Genomic DNA, 16,481 nt, shown 5'->3' on the forward strand with positions numbered 1-16,481 from the left:
GGTCGCGGTGAAGGCCACCGGGCACGGCAGCCCGGTGGCCTTCACCGCAAGACCATTTTCACCTTATGGAAGGATTCCGTTCTCGTATTGAATGCGCTAGCGGCGACATGTGAGGATTCGGCAATGAGTCAGCGTTCGACACCTCCGTTTCGCGCAGACCACGTAGGCAGCCTTCTTCGGCCGGCCGAGTTACATCAAGCGCGGGAGAAGGCCGCGAAGGGTCTGATCAGTTCCGGCGAGCTGCGAGAGATCGAGGACGACGCGATCCGCGGTGTCGTCGAGATGCAGCGCAAGGCCGGGCTGCGATCGGCCACCGACGGCGAGTTCCGCCGGGCCTCGTGGCACATGGACTTCATCTACCAGCTCGGTGGCGTCTCCAAGAGCGACGAGCGGCTGCACGTGAAGTTCCACAACGCCGCGGGCGACCTCGAATTCAGCCCGCCCGGGCTGCAGGTCGACGGCAAGGTGAACCTGAACAAGACGATCTTCGGTGACGACTTCGCGTACCTACGCTCCATTGTGGACTCGGGCGTCACGCCGAAGCTGACGATTCCCTCCCCCAGCATGGTGTACTACCGGGGCGGCCGAGCCGCGGTCGACGAGACGGTGTACCCCGATCTGGAGGACTTCTTCACCGACCTCTCCGCCGCCTATGCCAACCAGATCAAGGGGATGGGCGCGCTCGGCTGCACCTACCTCCAGCTCGACGACACCAGCCTCGCCTACCTCAACGATCCGAACCAGCGCGAGATGGTCGCCAGGATGGGCGGCGACCCGGAGACGCTGCACCTGCGCAACATCAAGACGATGAACGCCGCGATCGCCGCGAAGCCCGAGGGCATGGCGATCACCACCCACCTGTGCCGCGGCAACTTCCGCTCGTCGTGGGCCGCCGAGGGCAGCTACGACTTCGTCGCCGAGGCGCTGTTCAACGAGCTCGACGTGAACGGCTTCTTCCTGGAGTTCGACGACGAGCGCTCGGGTGGCTTCGAGCCGCTGCGGTTCGTGCCGAAGGACAAGTACGTGGTGCTCGGCCTGGTCACGACCAAGACCGGCGAGCTGGAATCGATGGACATGCTCGAACGGCGCATCGAGCAGGCGTCGAAGTACGTCGACATCGAGCAGCTCTGCCTGTCGCCGCAGTGCGGCTTCTCCTCCACCGAGGAGGGCAACGACCTGACCGAGGAGGAGCAGCGCCGCAAGCTGGAGCGGATCGTGGAGACCGCCGCCAAGGTCTGGGGCTGACCCCACCCGCCCGCTCTTCTGCCATGAAAGACTCGTTACTGGCGAAAAATGCCAGTAACGAGTCTTTTATGGCACTTCGCCGCGTCAGGTGAGGTCGGCGAAACGTTCCACCTCGTCGCGGCGGCCCGCCACCACAAGGATGTCGTCCGGGTGGACGACCGTCTCGGCCGTGGCGTAGGTGAAGCCCTTGCCGGAGCGCTTGATGCCCACCACCGTCACGCCGTACTTGTGCCGCAGCCGGGTGTCACCGAGGGCCTTGCCGATGGCCTCGGCGGGGGCGGTCGTCTTGACGATCGCGTAGTCGTCCTCGAACTCGATGTAGTCCAGCATCCGGCCGGTCACCAGGTGCGCCACCCGCTCGCCCATCTCGTGCTCCGGCAGCACGACGTGATGCGCGCCCACGCGCTCCAGGATCCGGCCGTGCTGGCGGCTGACCGCCTTCGCCCAGATGTTCGGGATCGCCAGCTCGGAAAGCACGGACGTGGTGAGGATGCTCGCCTCGATGTCGGAGCCGATGCTCACCACGGCCCGCCGGAAGTCGGGCACGCCGAGCTGGCTGAGCGCGTCGACGTCGGTCGTGTCGGCGACGACGGTGTGCGTCAGCTCGTCGGCGAGACGCTGCACGCGTTTGTGGTCGCGGTCGATGCCGAGCACCTCACCGCCCGAACGGGTCAGCTCCCTGGCGAGCGAGCTGCCGAACCTGCCGAGCCCGATCACGACGACGCGATGGCTCCTGTGCCGGTTAGCCAACGATCGGCCTCTCTTCCGGTAGTTCGTAACGTCGGGTGCGCTCGCGCAGCGCCAGCGCAGAGGCGAGCGTGATCGGCCCGAGGCGGCCGAGGAACATGAGCACCGTGAGCACCAGCTCGCCGGTGGCGGGCAGGCCCGCGGTGATGCCCGTCGAAAGGCCCACGGTCGCGAACGCCGACACCGCCTCGAAAAGCACCGCGTCCAGTGTGAACGGCGTCAGCGTCAGCAAGATCAGCGTACCGCTCACCACGGCACCGACACTGAGCAGCGCGACCGTGAGGGCCTGGCGTTGCGTGCTCGCGGTGAGCCTGCGGCCCATCACGTGCACTGTGGGCTCGCCGCGGATCTCGGCGAGGATGACGAAGGCGAGCAGGGCGAACGTGGTGACCTTGATGCCGCCCGCCGTGCCCGCGCTGCCACCGCCGATGAACATCAGGATGTCGTTGACGAGCAGCGTTCCGGGCTCCATCTGGCCGACATCGATGCTGTTGAACCCGGCCGTGCGCGGCATCACCCCGTGGAACAGCCCGGCGAGCAGCTTGCCGCCGATCCCGAGGGCGCCGAGCGTCTCGGGGTTGTTCCATTCGGCCGCGGCGATGGTCACGGCGCCCAGGCCGAGCAGCACGCCGGTGGTCAGCAGGGTGATCTTCGCGTGCAGCGACCAGCGCCGCCGGCCGCGCCTGCGCCGCCAGATCTCGATCCACACCGGGAAGCCGAGGCCGCCGGCGAGCACCGCGACGATCACCGGCAGGCAGATCCACGGATCGGTGGCGAACCGCACGAGGCTGTCCGGGTACAGCGCGAAGCCCGCGTTGTTGAACGCGGAGACGGCGTGGAAGACCCCGTGGTAGACCGCCTCGCCCCAGCCGTAGCCGTACCCGAGCCCGAGCCGCGCGGTCAGCAGGATGCTGGTGGCCAGCTCGAACAGCAGGCTGATCAGCACGACCCCGCCGACCACGCGGCGGACGTCACCGAGGTCGAGTGCCTTGGTCTCGGTCTGCGCGGTCAGTTGCAGCCGCAGCCCGAACCGGCGGACGACCAGCAGGCCGAGCAGCGACGCGATCGTCATGATGCCGAGGCCGCCCACCTGGATCAGCCCGAGGATGACCAGCTCCCCGAACGTCGACCAATGCGTCGGCGTGTCCACCACGACGAGCCCGGTGACGCAGACGGCGGAGGTGGCGGTGAACAGCGCCGAGACGAAGCCCGTCGACTGTCCGGGCGCGGCGGCGGCGGGTAGGAGCAGCAGGACGGTGCCCACGGCGATCGCCGAGGCGAACGCGGTGACGACGATCCGCGCGGGATGGCGCCAGCTCGGAACGAACCGGCGCAGCACGCCCCGGGTCAGCGCAAGCGTCACATCACCGCTCCGTTCGTCCACGGATCTCCGCCGCGCAGCGTATGCCTGACCTGCGGGTTGCGTGCGGGAGATCGACACACTTGAGTGAGTGGGGTGCGGCACAACGCGGAGGTATCCCCGTCGGTCGCCGGCCGGGTCCTGGACGTGCTCGACGCGTTCTCCCCGGACCGGCCCGTGCTGACCCTGTCCGAACTCGCCCGCCGCGCCGGCCTGCCGCTGTCCACGACCCACCGGCTGGTGCGGGAGCTGACCGCGCGGGGTGCGCTGGAGCGCGACGACGACGGCGGCTACCGGGTGGGGCTCTGGCTGTGGGAGGTGGCCTCGCTCGCGCCACACGGCCCCGGCCTGCGGGAGAGCGCGCTGCCGTTCCTGGAGGACCTGTACGAGGCCACCCACCAGAATGTGCAGCTCGCGGTGCTCGACGCCGCCGAGGTGGTCTACCTGGAGCGCATCTCGGGCCGGCACGCGATCCGGATCCAGTCGCGGGTCGGCGGCAGGCTGCCCGTGCACGCGACCGGCGTCGGCCTCGTGCTGCTGGCGTACGCGCCCGCCGCCGTGCAGGAGCAGGTGCTGGCGGCACCGTTGAAGCGCTACTCGGCGAAGACGATCTCCTCCGCCGCCCGGCTGCGCAGGGAACTCGCGGAGGTGCGGCGCAACGGGTACGCGATCAGCGACGGCCAGATCGAGCTGGACGCGCTGTCGGTCGCGGCGCCCGTGTACGGCGGCGACGACACGGTGACGGCCGCGATCTCCATCGTGGTGCCCGCCGAGGGCACGGACCCGCGCACGCTCGTGCCTGCCGTGCGCGCCGCCGCGCGAGGCATCTCCCGCGTCCTCGGCGCTCCGCGCGCCGCCCACGTTCCGGGCGACGTGCACCGCGAGACGTTCTGAGTTCGGCAAAACGCTTCCGGTGAATGGAAGCGAAGGTGGCGCCGCCCGGTCCCGGCATCGCACCCTGTGCGGGCAGTGCGGGCAGTGCGGGCAGTGCGGGCAGTGCGGGCAGAAAGCGGCAGGAACAGGAGGAATCGGTGACGGACACCCAGGTTGGCATCATCGGCGCGGGACCGGCGGGCCTGCTGCTCTCGTACCTGTTGCAGCTGGAGGGCGTCGACGCCGTGCTGCTGGAGACCCGCAGGAGGGAGTACATCGAGAAGCGCGTGCGGGCCGGGGTGTGCGAGCAGCCGACGGTCGAGTTGCTGCGGGAGATCGGTGTCGGCGGCAGGATGGAAGAGGAGGGCATGCCGCACCACGGCCTCTCGCTGCGCTTCGACGGCGAGGACCATCGCATCGCGCTCACCGAGCTCACCGGCCGGTCGATCACCGTGTACGGGCAGCAGGAGATCGTCAAGGACCTCATCGCCGCGCACGTGGACAAGGGCCTGCCGATCGAGTTCGAGGTGTCCGACGTCGCGCTGCACGACCTCGACACCGAGCGGCCGCGCGTCACCTACACCGACGCGGACGGAAACGCGCGGGAGCTGAACTGCGCGGTGATCGCCGGCTGCGACGGCTTCCACGGGGTCAGCAGGCCCTCGATCCCGGCAGGCGGGCTGCGCACCTTCGACCACGAGTACCCGTTCGCCTGGCTCGGCGTGCTGGCGCGGACGCCGCCGTCACACGAGGAGCTGATCTACACCCGGCACGAGCGCGGCTTCGCTCTGCACAGCATGCGTTCGCCCGAGATCACCCGCCTCTACCTGCAGGTCGACCCGCGGGACACGATCGAGAACTGGTCCGACGACCGGATCTGGGCGGAGCTGGAACGGCGCCTGGAGACCACCTCGGCGGACTTCACCCTCCGCGAGGGGCCGGTGCTGGAGAAGAGCATCACCCCGATGCGCAGCTTCGTCGTCGAGCCGATGCAGTACGGCAGGCTTTTCCTCGCCGGAGACGCCGCCCACATCGTGCCGCCGACCGGCGCCAAGGGGATGAACCTCGCGATCGCCGACGTCCGCAACCTCTCCCGCGCCCTCACCGATCTGCTGCGCCGAAACCGGACCGACCGCGCGGAGTCCTACTCGGACACCTGCCTGCAGCGGGTGTGGCGGGCCGAGCACTTCTCCTGGTACATGACGTCGATGCTGCACACCGACCCGCAGGCCGACGAGTTCCAGCACCGGCTGCAACTGTCCCAGCTGCGCTACACCGCGTCGTCCACCGCGGCGGCGACCAGCCTGGCCGAGAACTACGTCGGCCTGCCCTTCGACTGAGCGAACCCAGTCGCCAGGGTCCTCGTGAGTGCGGACGCGAGTTCTAACTCGCGTCCGCACTCACGACCTCAGGCCGGGTGCTCGGTGCGGTCCTCGGTCGCCCATTCCGTGTGGAACGAGCCGTCCCGGTCGACCCTGCGGTAGGTGTGCGCGCCGAAGTAGTCCCGCTGGCCCTGCACCAGCGCGGCGGGCAGGCGCTCGGCGCGCAGCGCGTCGTAGTAGGCCAGCGCGGTGGAGAAGCCGGGGGTCGGGATGCCGAGCCGCACCGCCGTGGAGACCACCGACCGCCAGGCGTCCTGCGCGTCCTCCACAGCCTTGCGGAAGTCGCCACTGGTGAGCAGCGTTGGCAGGGCGGGCTCGGCCTCGTAGGCGGCCCGGATGTCGTCGAGGAACTTGGCGCGGATGATGCAGCCGCCCCGCCAGAGGGAGGCGACCGCGCCGAGGTCGATGTCCCAGCCGTACTCGGCGCTACCCGCCTGGATCTGGTTGAACCCCTGCGCGTAGGCCACGACCTTGGAGGCGTACAGCGCCTGTTCGACGTCGTCGGCGAAGCTCTCCGCGGCCGCGCCCGTCAGGGGTGCGCGGGTCGGGCCGCCGAGCCCTCGCGTGGCTTCCCGCAGGTCTGCGTGGCCGGAGAGCGACCGCGCGAAGGTGGCCTCCGCGATGCCGGTGATCGGAACCCCCAGGTCGAGTCCGATCTGGACGGTCCAGCGCCCGGTGCCCTTCTGCTCGGCCTGGTCGGCGACCACGTCGACGAACGGCTTGCCGGTGGCGGCGTCGGTGTGCGCCAGCACCTCCGCGGTGATCTCGATCAGGTAGGAGTCGAGCCGCCCGGTGTTCCACGTCCGGAACACCTCCGCGATCTGCGCGGGCTCGTAGCCGAGCGCGCCGCGCAGCAGGTCGAACGACTCGGCGATGAGCTGCATGTCCGAGTACTCGATACCGTTGTGCACCATCTTGACGAAGTGCCCGGCGCCGTCCGGCCCGATGTGGGTGCAGCACGGGGTGCCGTCCACCTTGGCGGAGATGTCCTCCAGCAGCGGGCCGAGTGATTCGTAGGACTCCCTGGAGCCGCCGGGCATGATGCTCGGCCCGTGCAGCGCACCCTCCTCGCCACCGGAGACGCCGGTGCCGACGAAGTGCAGCCCCCGCTCGCGCAGCGCGGCCTCCCTGCGCCGGGTGTCGGCGAAATGCGCGTTGCCCGCGTCCACGATCACGTCACCGGGTTCGAGCAGCGGCGCGAACTCCTCGATCACCGCGTCGGTCGGTTCACCGGCCTTCACCATCACGACGATCTGCCTCGGCCGCCTGAGCGCGTCGACGAACTCCCGTGCCGAGTACGCGGGAATGAACGTCCCCTCGGAGCCGAACTGCTCCACCAGCTCGCGGGTGCGCTGCTCGGAGCGGTTGTGCAGGGCGACGGTGTGCCCGTGCCGTGCGAGGTTGCGGGCCAGGTTGCGGCCCATCACCGCCAGCCCGGTCACTCCGATGCTCGCCTTGTCACTCATTCGTGTGCCCTCCAGTCCGCCGCCGTGGCCTGCGGCCACACTATCGAACCGGATAGGGGCACCCCTCGAATTCCGCGACGTGGAACGGTAACGTCAGGTGCCCGTGCGTCACGTGTGATAGGGGTCTCTAGGTGTCGAGCGAGGTCTGCTGATGGCCAGCACCGTCACGTCCCGTCGCAAGCAGCTCGGCAACGAGCTGCGGCACGCGCGTACCTCGGCCGGGCTGACCCAGCAGCAGGTCGCCGACATCCTGGGCTGCACGCAGGGCAAGGTCAACAAGATCGAGTCCGGCGCCGTGGGTGTCAAGCTCGGCGACGTCCGCACGATGCTGGACACCTTCGACGTCGCGGGCGAGGAGGCCGACGCGCTGCTGAACCTGGCAAGGGCCGCGGCGGGGCAGCGCGGGCACTGGTCCGGCTACCGCTCCGTGGTGCCGCACTGGTTCCGGACGTTCACCGACCTGGAACCGGCCGCCGCCGAGATCCTCACCTGGCACGGCGAGCGCATCCCGGGGCCGCTGCAGTCCGAGCACTACATGCTCAAGCAGTTCACCGAGTTCGGCGCCACCGACGTCACCTCGCTCGTGCGCAACCGGCTGGACCGCAAGGCCGTCTTCGACCAGCAGCAGCCGCCGTACTACCGGTTCATCATCAGCGAGTCGGCGCTGAGACGGGCGCCGGGCGGCTCCGCCCCCGCGGTGATGCTCGACCAGCTCGAGCACATGCTGGAACTGGAGCGGCGGGCGCGGGTGTACGTGCACGTACTGCCCTTCGACGCCAAGCTGGCCGCCGTGCCGAACGACTTCACGATCATGCGCTTTCCCGACCGCACCCGGGACTTCGTCTACATCGAGCACTCGGCGGGCGGCATCTACCTCGACGACATCAAGGACTTCCAGCTGTTCGTGGACGCCTGGGACCGGCTGCGGGGTGCCGCGCTGGAACGGCAGGAGACGAGGCAGTTCCTCAAGGAGCTCGCCGAGCGCTACCGCGAGGCGCTCAACGCCTGACCGGCCGCGGGGTCAGGCGCGGCAGAGCGTCCGCAGCGCGAAGGGGTCCTCCAGCAGCACCAAAGGTCTGCTCGGCCGCTGTGCGGTGATCTCCCGGCCGTCGCTGCTCGCCTCGAAGTCGGCAGGCCAGCGCTGGCCCGATCTCCGGGCCGACAGCTTCAGCAGGGCGAGCCCGAAGCGCGCACCCAGGCGGCTCGGCTCGGGGTCGGCCGTGTCGATCGGCGCCGGTTCCACGTCAAGTCGTACGGCCATGTGAGCTCCATCCCCAGGTTGCGCCGGCCGGGCGCGCGGCCGACCCGATTTGCGTCCGGAGTACCCGAACGGATAGTAATAATCCTACTCTCAGATTAATCACGCTGTCGAGTCAGTCGGCTGGATGTCGCACGGATGGCGGCATCGGCAGGCTGGTTCCGACTATGGGGCGCCGAAAGTGTGTCGCTGATGCGCGCACGGTCGCGTCCGCCAAGGACGGCACGGAGGTATTGCCATGGGCGATTATGCTGCGCAAACAGATTACGACCCGGCTACGGCGGCGAGCATGTTCGACGCCGCGGGCTGGCAGAAGTCGTTTGCGAGCGAGCCCAACGGTGGCAACTGTGTCGAGGTCAATCTGGGTGCGGGCAGGGTCGGCGTGCGCGATACGAAGCTGCGCGACAGCCCGGTCTTCGTCTTCGACGCGGGCGAGTGGCAGGCGTTTCTGGTCGCCGTGAAGGCCGGCCAGTTCGACCTGCCGGGGTGATCCCGGACACAGTGCGCCCCGCGTGCGCTGTGGGTTATCTCACCCGGGTGCCCGCCGCGGACGGCGGCACGGGGCGTGCGTACACTTGTCGGCGGACCCCCGCGGCGTCCACCCTGTGAACCTCCCCAGGGCCGGAAGGCAGCAAGGATAAGCAGGCTCTGACGGGTGCGGGGGTCCCCTTTTGTCTCCCGCCCGGGAATCGTCGGGACAGCCCGGTACTCTCGCGGCGTGGCACTCGCGCTGTACCGCAAATACCGTCCGGCCACGTTCGCCGAGGTCGTCGGGCAGGAGCACGTCACCGAGCCCCTGCGCACGGCGCTGGCGGCAGGCCGGATCAACCACGCCTACCTGTTCTCCGGCCCGCGTGGCTGCGGCAAGACCTCCAGCGCACGGATCATGGCGCGCTCGCTGAACTGTGCCGAGGGGCCCACCTCGGACCCGTGCGGCGAGTGCGGGCCCTGCCGCGCGCTCGCCCCGGAGGGCCCGGGCAGCATCGACGTCACCGAGCTCGACGCCGCCAGCCACGGCGGTGTCGACGACGCGCGGGAGCTGCGCGACCGGGCGTTCTACGCGCCCGCCGAGTCGCGGTACCGCGTGTTCATCATCGACGAGGCCCACATGGTCACCACGCAGGGCTTCAACGCCCTGCTCAAGATCGTCGAAGAGCCGCCCGAGCACCTCATCTTCATCTTCGCGACCACCGAGCCGGACAAGGTGCTCACCACCATCCGCTCGCGGACGCACCACTACCCGTTCCGGCTGATCCCGCCGAGCTCGATGCGCGAGCTGCTGGAGCGCAACGTCGAGGCCGAGGGCGTGCCCGTCGAGCCCGCGGTGTATCCGCTGATCATCCGGGCCGGTGGCGGCTCCGCCAGGGACACCCAGTCGCTGCTCGACCAGCTGCTGGCAGGCGCGGGGCCGGAGGGCATCACCTACGAGCGTGCGCTGGCCCTGCTGGGAGTCACCGACGTAGCGCTGATCGACGACATGGTCGACGGGCTGGCCGCGGACGACTCGAAGGCCGTCTTCGGCACGGTCGAGCGGCTGGCCGAGGCCGGGCACGACTCGCGGCGCTTCGCCGCCGACCTGCTCGACCGGTTGCGGGACCTGGTACTGCTGCGGTCGGTGCCGGACGCCGCGACGGCGGGCATGGTGGACGTGCCGGAGGAGCAGCTCAACCGGATGGTGGCGCAGGCGGAGCGCATCGGCCTCGCCACGCTGACGCGCTACGCCGAGATCGTCCACAACGGACTGCTGGAGATGCGCGGCGCGACCGCGCCCCGGCTGCTGCTCGAACTGCTCTGCGCGCGGATGTTGCTGCCCGCGGTTTCCGACAGCGAGGCCGCCCTGCTGCAACGCCTCGAACGGCTGGAACGCCGGGTCACCGCGCAACCCGAGCAGACGGCGCAGACGGCGCAGACGGCGCAGACGGCGCCGAACACCGAGCGTGCCCCGGCGGCTCCGGTGGCTCAGCCCGAGCGTGCTGCCTACGACCGGCCCTCACAACGGCCCGCCGCGGCCGAGTCCGCCAAGCCCGCCGAGCCCGCCGCCGACCGGCCACCGGCGCCACCACGGCCGGAGACCCCTGCGCCCGAGCCCGAGCCGCGGCAGGCCGAACCCGGCCAGGTCGACGCGACCGCGTTGCGCCAGTACTGGCCGCAGTTGCTCGCCACCGTGCGGAAGACGAGCCGCAGCACCGAGGCGATGCTGACCAACGCGACCGTGCACAGCGTCGAAGGCTCCACCGTGGTGCTCACCCACAACGCCGCGCCGCTGGCCCGGCGGCTGTCCGAACCGCACAACGCCGAGCGGATCGCGGCGGCGCTCGGTGAACTGCTCACCGGTGAGTGGCAGGTCCGGTGCGTGCACACGGACGCCGCACAGTCCGCACCGGCGCGGCAGACGTCCGCGGGCCCGCCCGCACCGCAGCGCCCGCCCGCGCCGCAGAGCCCCCCGCCGGCGCAGCGGCCGCCGCAGCGCGAGGAGCAGGCCGCGCAGCCGGAGCAGCAGCAGCGGTCGCGGGAACAGCCTGCGGCCGCGGAGCGGCCGGGCAGGCCCGCGCCGGTCACCACCGAGCCGGATATTCCGCTGCCACCCGAGCCGGACGACGAGGACGAGCCGCCAAGGGACGCGTCGCAGGCGCCGTCACCGGCCCCGGAGCCCGGGGCGAGCGAGGCGGCCGACCCGGACGCCCGGGCGCACAAGTTGCTCTCCGACCACCTCGGTGCCCGCCCCATCGACTGAGCCGCCCCGCCTCGTGAGTGGCTACGCGAGTTCTAACCCGGCTGCGCACTCACGAGGGTGAGGTACCCAGGTAGGCGGTGATGCCCGCGGCGATGGCCTCGGCGTAGCGCTGCCTGCCCGCCGGGGTGGACATCGCCGCCGCCTCCCCGGCGTCGCGCATGTTGCCGCACTCCACGAGCACGGCGGGCCGTTCGGAGAGGTTCAGCCCGGCCAGGTCGTCGCGCGCCGAGAGCCCCTGCTCGCCGAGGTAGTTCGCGGTGGGGAAACCGGCCGCCTCGAAGGTGTCCCGCAGGGTGCGGGCGAGCCGGTTCGCGGGCTCGCCCTGTGCCTCGTTGAGCGGCGGCGCCGCGTACGCGATGTGGAAGCCGCGGGCACCCGCCGCCGTCGAGCCGTCGGCGTGGATCGACACCACCGCGGCGGCGTTCGCCTCGTTGCCGATGGCCGCCCGCTCGTCGACGCACGGTCCGATCCCGACGTCGGCGTCCCGGGTCGGCACCACGCGGACCCCGGCCGCCGTGAGGATGTCCCCGACCCGTCGGGACACGTCGAAGTTGAAGGCGTGCTCGGGGTAGCCCCCTGCGGTGGCGGTGCCCGTGGTGTTGCAGGCCTTCATCCGGCCCCGCCCCGCGGGCACCTGGCGGTTGACGGCCTCCGGATGGCTCGCGTTGCCACCGTTGTGCCCGGCGTCCAGTACGACCACCGGTGCCTGCCGCGGTGTCTCCGGTGCCCCGGGCGTCCGCGCCGGTGGCGGGACCGGCGGCACCGTGACGCTTCGGGGCGCCCCGGCGGTCGTGGCGGTGGTGCTGCCGGTGCTGGAGGCGCTGGTCACCGGGGCCGCGGCATCCCCACCGCCACAGCCGCCCACCAGCAGCACGGCCAGGAACGGAAGCAGGACACGACGATGCCGCACGGCTCACACGGTGCCACATGCGCTGGGGCTACGCTGGAAGGCACGTGCAAGCAAGCTATGAGGATCGGAAGCCGAATATGGTGCAACCCGGCGGTGGAATGCCCGACATGCAGCAGATCCTGCAGCAGGCGCAGCAGATGCAGGAGCAGCTGGCGACGGCGCAGGAGGAGCTGGCCGCGGCCGAGGTGACCGGTACGTCCGGTGGCGGTCTCGTGACCGCGACGGTCACCGGCGGCCTCGAGCTCAAGAACCTCACGATCGATCCGCAGGTCGTCGACCCCGACGACACGGAGACGCTTGCCGACCTCGTCGTCGCCGCCGTGCGCGACGCGACGGGCAACGCGCAGAAGCTCACCGAGGAGAAGCTCGGCCCGCTCGCGGGCGGCCTCGGCGGTGGCATGCCCGACCTGGGCAATCTCGGGCTTCCCGGACAGTAGCTTGTACGAAGGCGTCGTTCAGGACCTCATCGACGAGCTCGGGCGCATGCCCGGGATCGGTCCGAAGAGTGCGCAGCGCATTGCTTTTCATCTGCTGGCCACCGATCCGGCGGACATCGCCCGGTTGCAGGACGTGCTCGGCAAGGTGAAGGAAGGCGTGCAGTTCTGCGAGATCTGCGGCAACGTCTCCGAGCAGGAGAAGTGCCGCATCTGCCGCGACGCCCGCCGCGACTCGGCGTTGCTGTGCGTGGTCGAGGAGCCGAAGGACGTCCTCGCGGTGGAGCGCACCCGGGAGTTCCGCGGTCGCTATCACGTGCTGGGCGGCTCGCTGGACCCGCTGTCCGGCGTCGGGCCCGACCAGCTCCGCATGCGTGAGCTACTCGCCAGGCTCGGCGCGGAGGAGGTGTCCGAGGTGATCATCGCGACCGATCCGAACACCGAGGGCGAGGCGACCGCGACCTACCTGGTGCGGATGCTGCGGGACTTCCCCGGTCTGCGGGTCACCCGCCTCGCCTCCGGCCTGCCGATGGGCGGTGACCTCGAGTTCGCCGACGAGCTCACCCTGGGCCGGGCGCTCTCCGGTCGCCGCGTCCTCTGACAGCCGCAGCCCGCGTGGCGGGGGAGGTGCTGCGGGCCGGGCCGAGGCTCGGCGGTGTCCGGGTGCTGGCGATCGACGGGCCCTCCGGCTCCGGCAAGTCCACGTTCGCCGCCGCCGTGGTCGCCGAACTGCGTTCCCAGGGCGTGTCCACCGCACTCGTCAGCACGGACGACTTCGCCACGTGGGACGACCCGGTCGCGTGGTGGCCGCGCCTTGCCGAAGGCGTGCTCGACCGCCTCGCCCGCGGCGAACCGGGCCGGTATCGCCGGATGGACTGGACCAGCGGGCAACCACGGCCGGGTGACTGGATCCACGTGCCCTTACCGCGCGTGCTCGTGCTGGAGGGCGTCTCCGCCGGCCGCGCGTCGATGCGGCTGCGCCTTTCCTGCCTGTGCTGGCTCCCGGGCCCGGATCCCGCCACGCGCCTCGATCGTGCCGTCAGCAGGGACGGCGAGGCATCGCGGCCACAACTACGTGCCTGGCAGGACTTCGAGCGCGGCTGGTTCGCCGTCGACGGCACCCGGCGACACGCCGACCTCGAACGGGCTTGAACAGGCACTGGGTGCCACCGCACACACCGTGTTGGAAATGAACACGAAGAGTCCCGTTTTCGGATCGTGATCTACAGGATTCGGCGTCAGCTCGGTGACTGACTAGGGTGCGTCCCAACGGATGGGACACGACCACAAAACCTGAGGTGTGTAATGACCAGGACACGATCGATCCGATCGGTGCTGCCGCGACGGTGGTCGCGTGCGGGTATCGCCGGCGGGATAGCCCTCACAATGGTGCTGTCCGCCTGCGGTGGTGACGGCGGTCAGGGCGGCGACGGTGGTGATGGTGGTGGCATCATCATCGGCACCAACGACGACGTGCCCTCCCTTGACCCTGCCGAGTGCTACAGCTACATGTGCGGCACGATCATCGACAACATCGGCGCGACGCTGGTCAGCTACAAGCCCGGCGAGACGGACCCGACTCCGGACCTGGCCGCCTCGGAGCCGGAGGTCAGTGAGGACGGCAGGACATACACCTTCACGCTGCGCGAGGGGGTCAAGTTCCACGACGGCTCGGACCTGACCAGTGAGGACGTGAAGTTCTCGCTCAACCGCGCGAAGTGGATCGCCCACCCGGACGGCGCCAGCTTCCTGCTGGGCGGCATCGAGAGCATCGAGACCCCCGACCCGCAGACCGTGGTGATGACGCTCACGGAGCCGGACATCACCTTCGGCGCCAAGCTTGCCTACAACGTGGCCACCATCGTCCCCTCGGACGGCGCCTACAAGTCGCCGGAAGGCCCGCTGCCGGAGGACACCCCGCAGGAGCAGAAGGACTCGTTCCTCAACCAGGAACTGGTCGCCGCCGGCCCGTACACGCTCGAAGAGTTCCGCCAGAACGAGTCGATCCAGCTCAACAAGTTCGCGGACTACTTCGGTGATGCCGCGAGCAACGACAAGGTCCTGGTCAGGTTCTTCGCCGAGAGTTCCCAGATGCAGGGGGCATTGCAGTCCGGCGACATCGACGTCGCATTCCGCCACCTCACCCCGGAACAGCGGCAGAGCCTGGAGAACAGCCAGGACATCAAGGTCGTCGAGGGCCAGGGCGCCTCGATCAGGTACATGGTGTTCAACATCGACCCGAAGCATCCGACGATCAGCGACGCCAACGTCCGTAAGGCAATGGCAGCCGCGATCGACCGGCAACGCCTTGTCGACAACGTGCTCGCCGGTGGCGCCGACCCGCTGTACTCGATGGTCCCGCCGCTGTTCGAGGACGCCCACGTGCCGGCGTTCCAGGAAGCCTACGAGGGCAGGGAGCCGAGCGAGTTCCTGGACGAGCCGGTCACCGTCGACCTCTGGCACGAGTCGAGCGGTCACTACGGTGACACCGAGACGGCCCTCGCCCAGGAGATCGGCAGGATGCTGGAGGAGAGCGGCATGTTCAAGGTGAACGTGCAGAACGCCGAGTGGGCGCAGTACTCTGACAACAACGCCCCGGCAGCCACCAGCCCGTACCCGTCGTACCTGCTGGGCTGGTACCCGGACTTCCTCGATCCGGACAACTACATCCAGCCGTTCTACTCCTCGCAGGGCTACACGCAGAACTACGACAACCCGAAGATGGACCAGCTCATCGCCGCCGAGCAGACCGCCGAGGACGCCGACGCACCGGAGCGGATGCAGACCTTCAAGGAGATCCAGCAGCTGGCGGCCGAGGACGCGCCGATCATTCCGCTGTACGTCGAGACGCCGTACGCCTTCGCGAGGCAGAACATCCAGGGCCTCGAGGAGACGATGGACTCGTCCCAGGTGTTCCGCTTCTACCTGCTGTCGAAGCAATAGTGGACGTGGTGGCGTAACGCAAAGCGGGACGGACTCGGCGGCCGGCTCGGCCGCCGGGTCCGTCCCGGCTCGCAGGCCCCACGGCGCCCACAAAGGAAGGTCTTCGCAGGCGTGAAACCTGGTTCGTTGAGCCGCTATGTCGTTGTTCGGCTGCTTCTCGCCATTCCGATGGTGCTGATCCTGCTCACCCTTGTCTTCTTGCTGTTGCGGGCGGTTCCTGGTGACCCGGTGACAGCCACACTGGGCGGGCGGGCAACGCCCGCCCAGATCGAGGCGGCTCAGGAGGCGATGGGTCTCAACGACCCGCTGATCGTGCAGTACCTGCAGTACATGGGCGGCGCGCTGACCGGTGACTTCGGTAATCCGGTCACCGACCCGCGCGGCGTGGTCGAGATCGTCGCCGAGACGGCGCCGGCCACGATGGAGCTGGCGCTGGCGGGGATGCTCGTGGCCGTAACGGTCGGCATCCTGGTGGGCGGCCTCGCCGGTCGTCTCCGCGACACCCCGTTCGACATCGGCGGGCGGCTGTTCGGCATCATCGCCTACGCGGCCCCGGTGTTCTGGACCGGTCTGCTCGCGCAACTGTTCTTCGCGGTCAAGCTGGGCTGGCTGCCGAGTAGTGGGCGAGCGGGCGGGTTCGACCAACCGGAGTGGATCACCGGGTTCTACGTCCTCGACTCGCTGCTCACCGGCGACATGGCCGCCCTGCAGAGCACGATCGAGCACCTGATCCTGCCCGCGATCACGCTCGGTCTGCTCGTCGGCGGGATCTTCATCCGGCTGGTGCGGGTCAACATGATGCAGACCCTGCGCTCGGACTACGTGGAGGCGGCCCGGGCAAGAGGGCTGCGCGAGCGAAACGTGCTCTACCGGTACGGGTTCAAGACCGCGTTGATCCCGATCGTGACCATCATGGGGTTGCAGTTCGCGCTGCTGCTGGGCAACGCGGTGCTGACCGAGCGGACGTTCAACTGGCCGGGCCTGGCACAGGCACTGGTCGACTTCATCGGGCAGCGCGACTACGCGGCGGTACAGGGCATCGTCACCTTCATCGCACTGGTGATCGTGGGTGTCTCGTTGATCATCGACATCATCACCGGGCTGGTCGACCCGCGAGTGCGGTACTGAG

At 69.7% G+C, this 16,481-nt stretch carries 16 protein-coding genes and 1 other RNA gene; 12 read left to right on the top strand and 5 right to left on the bottom strand.

Annotated features, from left to right (window positions below):
- Nucleotides 1–123: 123 nt before the first annotated feature.
- The gene (locus tag JAP66_RS02850) at nucleotides 124–1,245 is read left to right on the top strand and encodes a 5-methyltetrahydropteroyltriglutamate--homocysteine S-methyltransferase (protein WP_199429923.1); all 1,122 of its coding nucleotides are present in this window, start codon (nucleotides 124–126) and stop codon (nucleotides 1,243–1,245) included.
- 84 nt (nucleotides 1,246–1,329) lie between these two features.
- Here the strand turns inward: JAP66_RS02850 and JAP66_RS02855 are convergent, their stop codons facing one another.
- Together JAP66_RS02855 and JAP66_RS02860 are read right to left on the bottom strand one after the other, a co-directional pair.
- Nucleotides 1,330–1,995: a potassium channel family protein gene (locus tag JAP66_RS02855; protein WP_199429925.1), complete on the bottom strand. Its 666-nt coding sequence runs from the start codon at nucleotides 1,993–1,995 to the stop codon at nucleotides 1,330–1,332.
- Entirely contained in the window at nucleotides 1,988–3,355 is a 1,368-nt protein-coding gene (locus JAP66_RS02860; RefSeq protein ID WP_443706202.1) for a TrkH family potassium uptake protein, read from the bottom strand. Before JAP66_RS02860 ends, JAP66_RS02855 begins: the two co-directional genes overlap by 8 nt.
- A gap of 93 nt (nucleotides 3,356–3,448) precedes the next feature.
- Between JAP66_RS02860 and JAP66_RS02865 the strand changes: the two genes are divergently transcribed.
- Both JAP66_RS02865 and JAP66_RS02870 read left to right on the top strand, forming a co-directional pair.
- On the top strand, nucleotides 3,449–4,246 hold the full coding sequence (locus JAP66_RS02865) for an IclR family transcriptional regulator (protein ID WP_199429927.1): 798 nt from the start codon (nucleotides 3,449–3,451) through the stop codon (nucleotides 4,244–4,246).
- A 137-nt stretch (nucleotides 4,247–4,383) separates the two neighbouring features.
- Complete coding sequence (locus JAP66_RS02870; RefSeq protein ID WP_199430050.1) at nucleotides 4,384–5,565, top strand: 4-hydroxybenzoate 3-monooxygenase; 1,182 nt, start codon at nucleotides 4,384–4,386, stop codon at nucleotides 5,563–5,565.
- Between the two features lie 68 nt (nucleotides 5,566–5,633).
- On the opposite strand, the gene gnd is transcribed toward JAP66_RS02870, so the two are convergent.
- Nucleotides 5,634–7,073: an NADP-dependent phosphogluconate dehydrogenase gene (gene gnd / locus JAP66_RS02875; RefSeq protein WP_199429928.1), complete on the bottom strand. Its 1,440-nt coding sequence runs from the start codon at nucleotides 7,071–7,073 to the stop codon at nucleotides 5,634–5,636.
- 151 nt (nucleotides 7,074–7,224) lie between these two features.
- On the opposite strand from gnd, the gene JAP66_RS02880 reads away from it, so the two are divergent.
- On the top strand, nucleotides 7,225–8,082 hold the full coding sequence (locus JAP66_RS02880; RefSeq protein ID WP_199429929.1) for a helix-turn-helix domain-containing protein: 858 nt from the start codon (nucleotides 7,225–7,227) through the stop codon (nucleotides 8,080–8,082).
- A gap of 12 nt (nucleotides 8,083–8,094) precedes the next feature.
- Here the strand turns inward: JAP66_RS02880 and JAP66_RS02885 are convergent, their stop codons facing one another.
- Nucleotides 8,095–8,334, bottom strand: coding sequence for a hypothetical protein (locus JAP66_RS02885; RefSeq protein ID WP_199429930.1), 240 nt, complete (start codon nucleotides 8,332–8,334; stop codon nucleotides 8,095–8,097).
- A 235-nt stretch (nucleotides 8,335–8,569) separates the two neighbouring features.
- On the opposite strand from JAP66_RS02885, the gene JAP66_RS02890 reads away from it, so the two are divergent.
- From JAP66_RS02890 to JAP66_RS02900, 3 genes are all read left to right on the top strand, one after another.
- Nucleotides 8,570–8,821 (top strand): DUF397 domain-containing protein, encoded by a 252-nt coding sequence (locus JAP66_RS02890; protein WP_199429931.1) that lies wholly within the window; start codon nucleotides 8,570–8,572, stop codon nucleotides 8,819–8,821.
- 88 nt (nucleotides 8,822–8,909) lie between these two features.
- Nucleotides 8,910–9,006, top strand: an RNA gene (gene ffs / locus JAP66_RS02895) — signal recognition particle sRNA small type.
- 43 nt (nucleotides 9,007–9,049) lie between these two features.
- Nucleotides 9,050–11,065: a DNA polymerase III subunit gamma and tau gene (locus JAP66_RS02900; RefSeq protein WP_199429932.1), complete on the top strand. Its 2,016-nt coding sequence runs from the start codon at nucleotides 9,050–9,052 to the stop codon at nucleotides 11,063–11,065.
- A 49-nt stretch (nucleotides 11,066–11,114) separates the two neighbouring features.
- On the opposite strand, the gene JAP66_RS02905 is transcribed toward JAP66_RS02900, so the two are convergent.
- On the bottom strand, nucleotides 11,115–11,975 hold the full coding sequence (locus JAP66_RS02905; protein ID WP_307849412.1) for an N-acetylmuramoyl-L-alanine amidase: 861 nt from the start codon (nucleotides 11,973–11,975) through the stop codon (nucleotides 11,115–11,117).
- 77 nt (nucleotides 11,976–12,052) lie between these two features.
- Between JAP66_RS02905 and JAP66_RS02910 the strand changes: the two genes are divergently transcribed.
- The 5 genes from JAP66_RS02910 to JAP66_RS02930 all read left to right on the top strand — a co-directional run bounded on the left by JAP66_RS02910 (nucleotide 12,053) and on the right by JAP66_RS02930 (nucleotide 16,480).
- Nucleotides 12,053–12,412: a YbaB/EbfC family nucleoid-associated protein gene (locus tag JAP66_RS02910; RefSeq protein WP_199429933.1), complete on the top strand. Its 360-nt coding sequence runs from the start codon at nucleotides 12,053–12,055 to the stop codon at nucleotides 12,410–12,412.
- 1 nt (nucleotide 12,413) lies between these two features.
- A complete protein-coding gene (gene recR, locus JAP66_RS02915) occupies nucleotides 12,414–13,010 on the top strand; it encodes a recombination mediator RecR (protein ID WP_199429934.1) in 597 nt (198 codons plus the stop codon).
- A gap of 14 nt (nucleotides 13,011–13,024) precedes the next feature.
- Nucleotides 13,025–13,561, top strand: a complete 537-nt coding sequence (locus tag JAP66_RS02920; RefSeq protein ID WP_199429935.1) for a uridine kinase family protein — start codon at nucleotides 13,025–13,027, stop codon at nucleotides 13,559–13,561.
- Nucleotides 13,562–13,714: 153 nt separating this feature from the next.
- Nucleotides 13,715–15,352 carry an ABC transporter substrate-binding protein gene (locus JAP66_RS02925; protein ID WP_199429936.1) on the top strand — a complete coding sequence of 546 codons (1,638 nt, stop codon included), beginning with the start codon at nucleotides 13,715–13,717 and terminating at the stop codon, nucleotides 15,350–15,352.
- A gap of 111 nt (nucleotides 15,353–15,463) precedes the next feature.
- Nucleotides 15,464–16,480 (top strand): ABC transporter permease, encoded by a 1,017-nt coding sequence (locus JAP66_RS02930; RefSeq protein ID WP_307849413.1) that lies wholly within the window; start codon nucleotides 15,464–15,466, stop codon nucleotides 16,478–16,480.
- Nucleotide 16,481 lies beyond the last annotated feature (1 nt).

It is taken from the genome of Qaidamihabitans albus (assembly GCF_016464705.1).
Taxonomy (GTDB): Bacteria; Actinomycetota; Actinomycetes; order Mycobacteriales; family Pseudonocardiaceae; genus Qaidamihabitans; species Qaidamihabitans albus.

What these genes read in the sequence shown, in the direction of transcription:
- JAP66_RS02925 (WP_199429936.1), top strand. Translation starts at nt 13,715, where the DNA reads ATGACCAGGACACGATCGATCCGATCGGTGCTGCCGCGACGGTGGTCG.
- gnd (WP_199429928.1), bottom strand. Translation starts at nt 7,073, where the DNA reads ATGAGTGACAAGGCGAGCATCGGAGTGACCGGGCTGGCGGTGATGGGC.
- JAP66_RS02850 (WP_199429923.1), top strand. Translation starts at nt 124, where the DNA reads ATGAGTCAGCGTTCGACACCTCCGTTTCGCGCAGACCACGTAGGCAGC.
- JAP66_RS02910 (WP_199429933.1), top strand. Translation starts at nt 12,053, where the DNA reads ATGGTGCAACCCGGCGGTGGAATGCCCGACATGCAGCAGATCCTGCAG.
- JAP66_RS02885 (WP_199429930.1), bottom strand. Translation starts at nt 8,334, where the DNA reads ATGGCCGTACGACTTGACGTGGAACCGGCGCCGATCGACACGGCCGAC.
- JAP66_RS02890 (WP_199429931.1), top strand. Translation starts at nt 8,570, where the DNA reads ATGGGCGATTATGCTGCGCAAACAGATTACGACCCGGCTACGGCGGCG.
- JAP66_RS02880 (WP_199429929.1), top strand. Translation starts at nt 7,225, where the DNA reads ATGGCCAGCACCGTCACGTCCCGTCGCAAGCAGCTCGGCAACGAGCTG.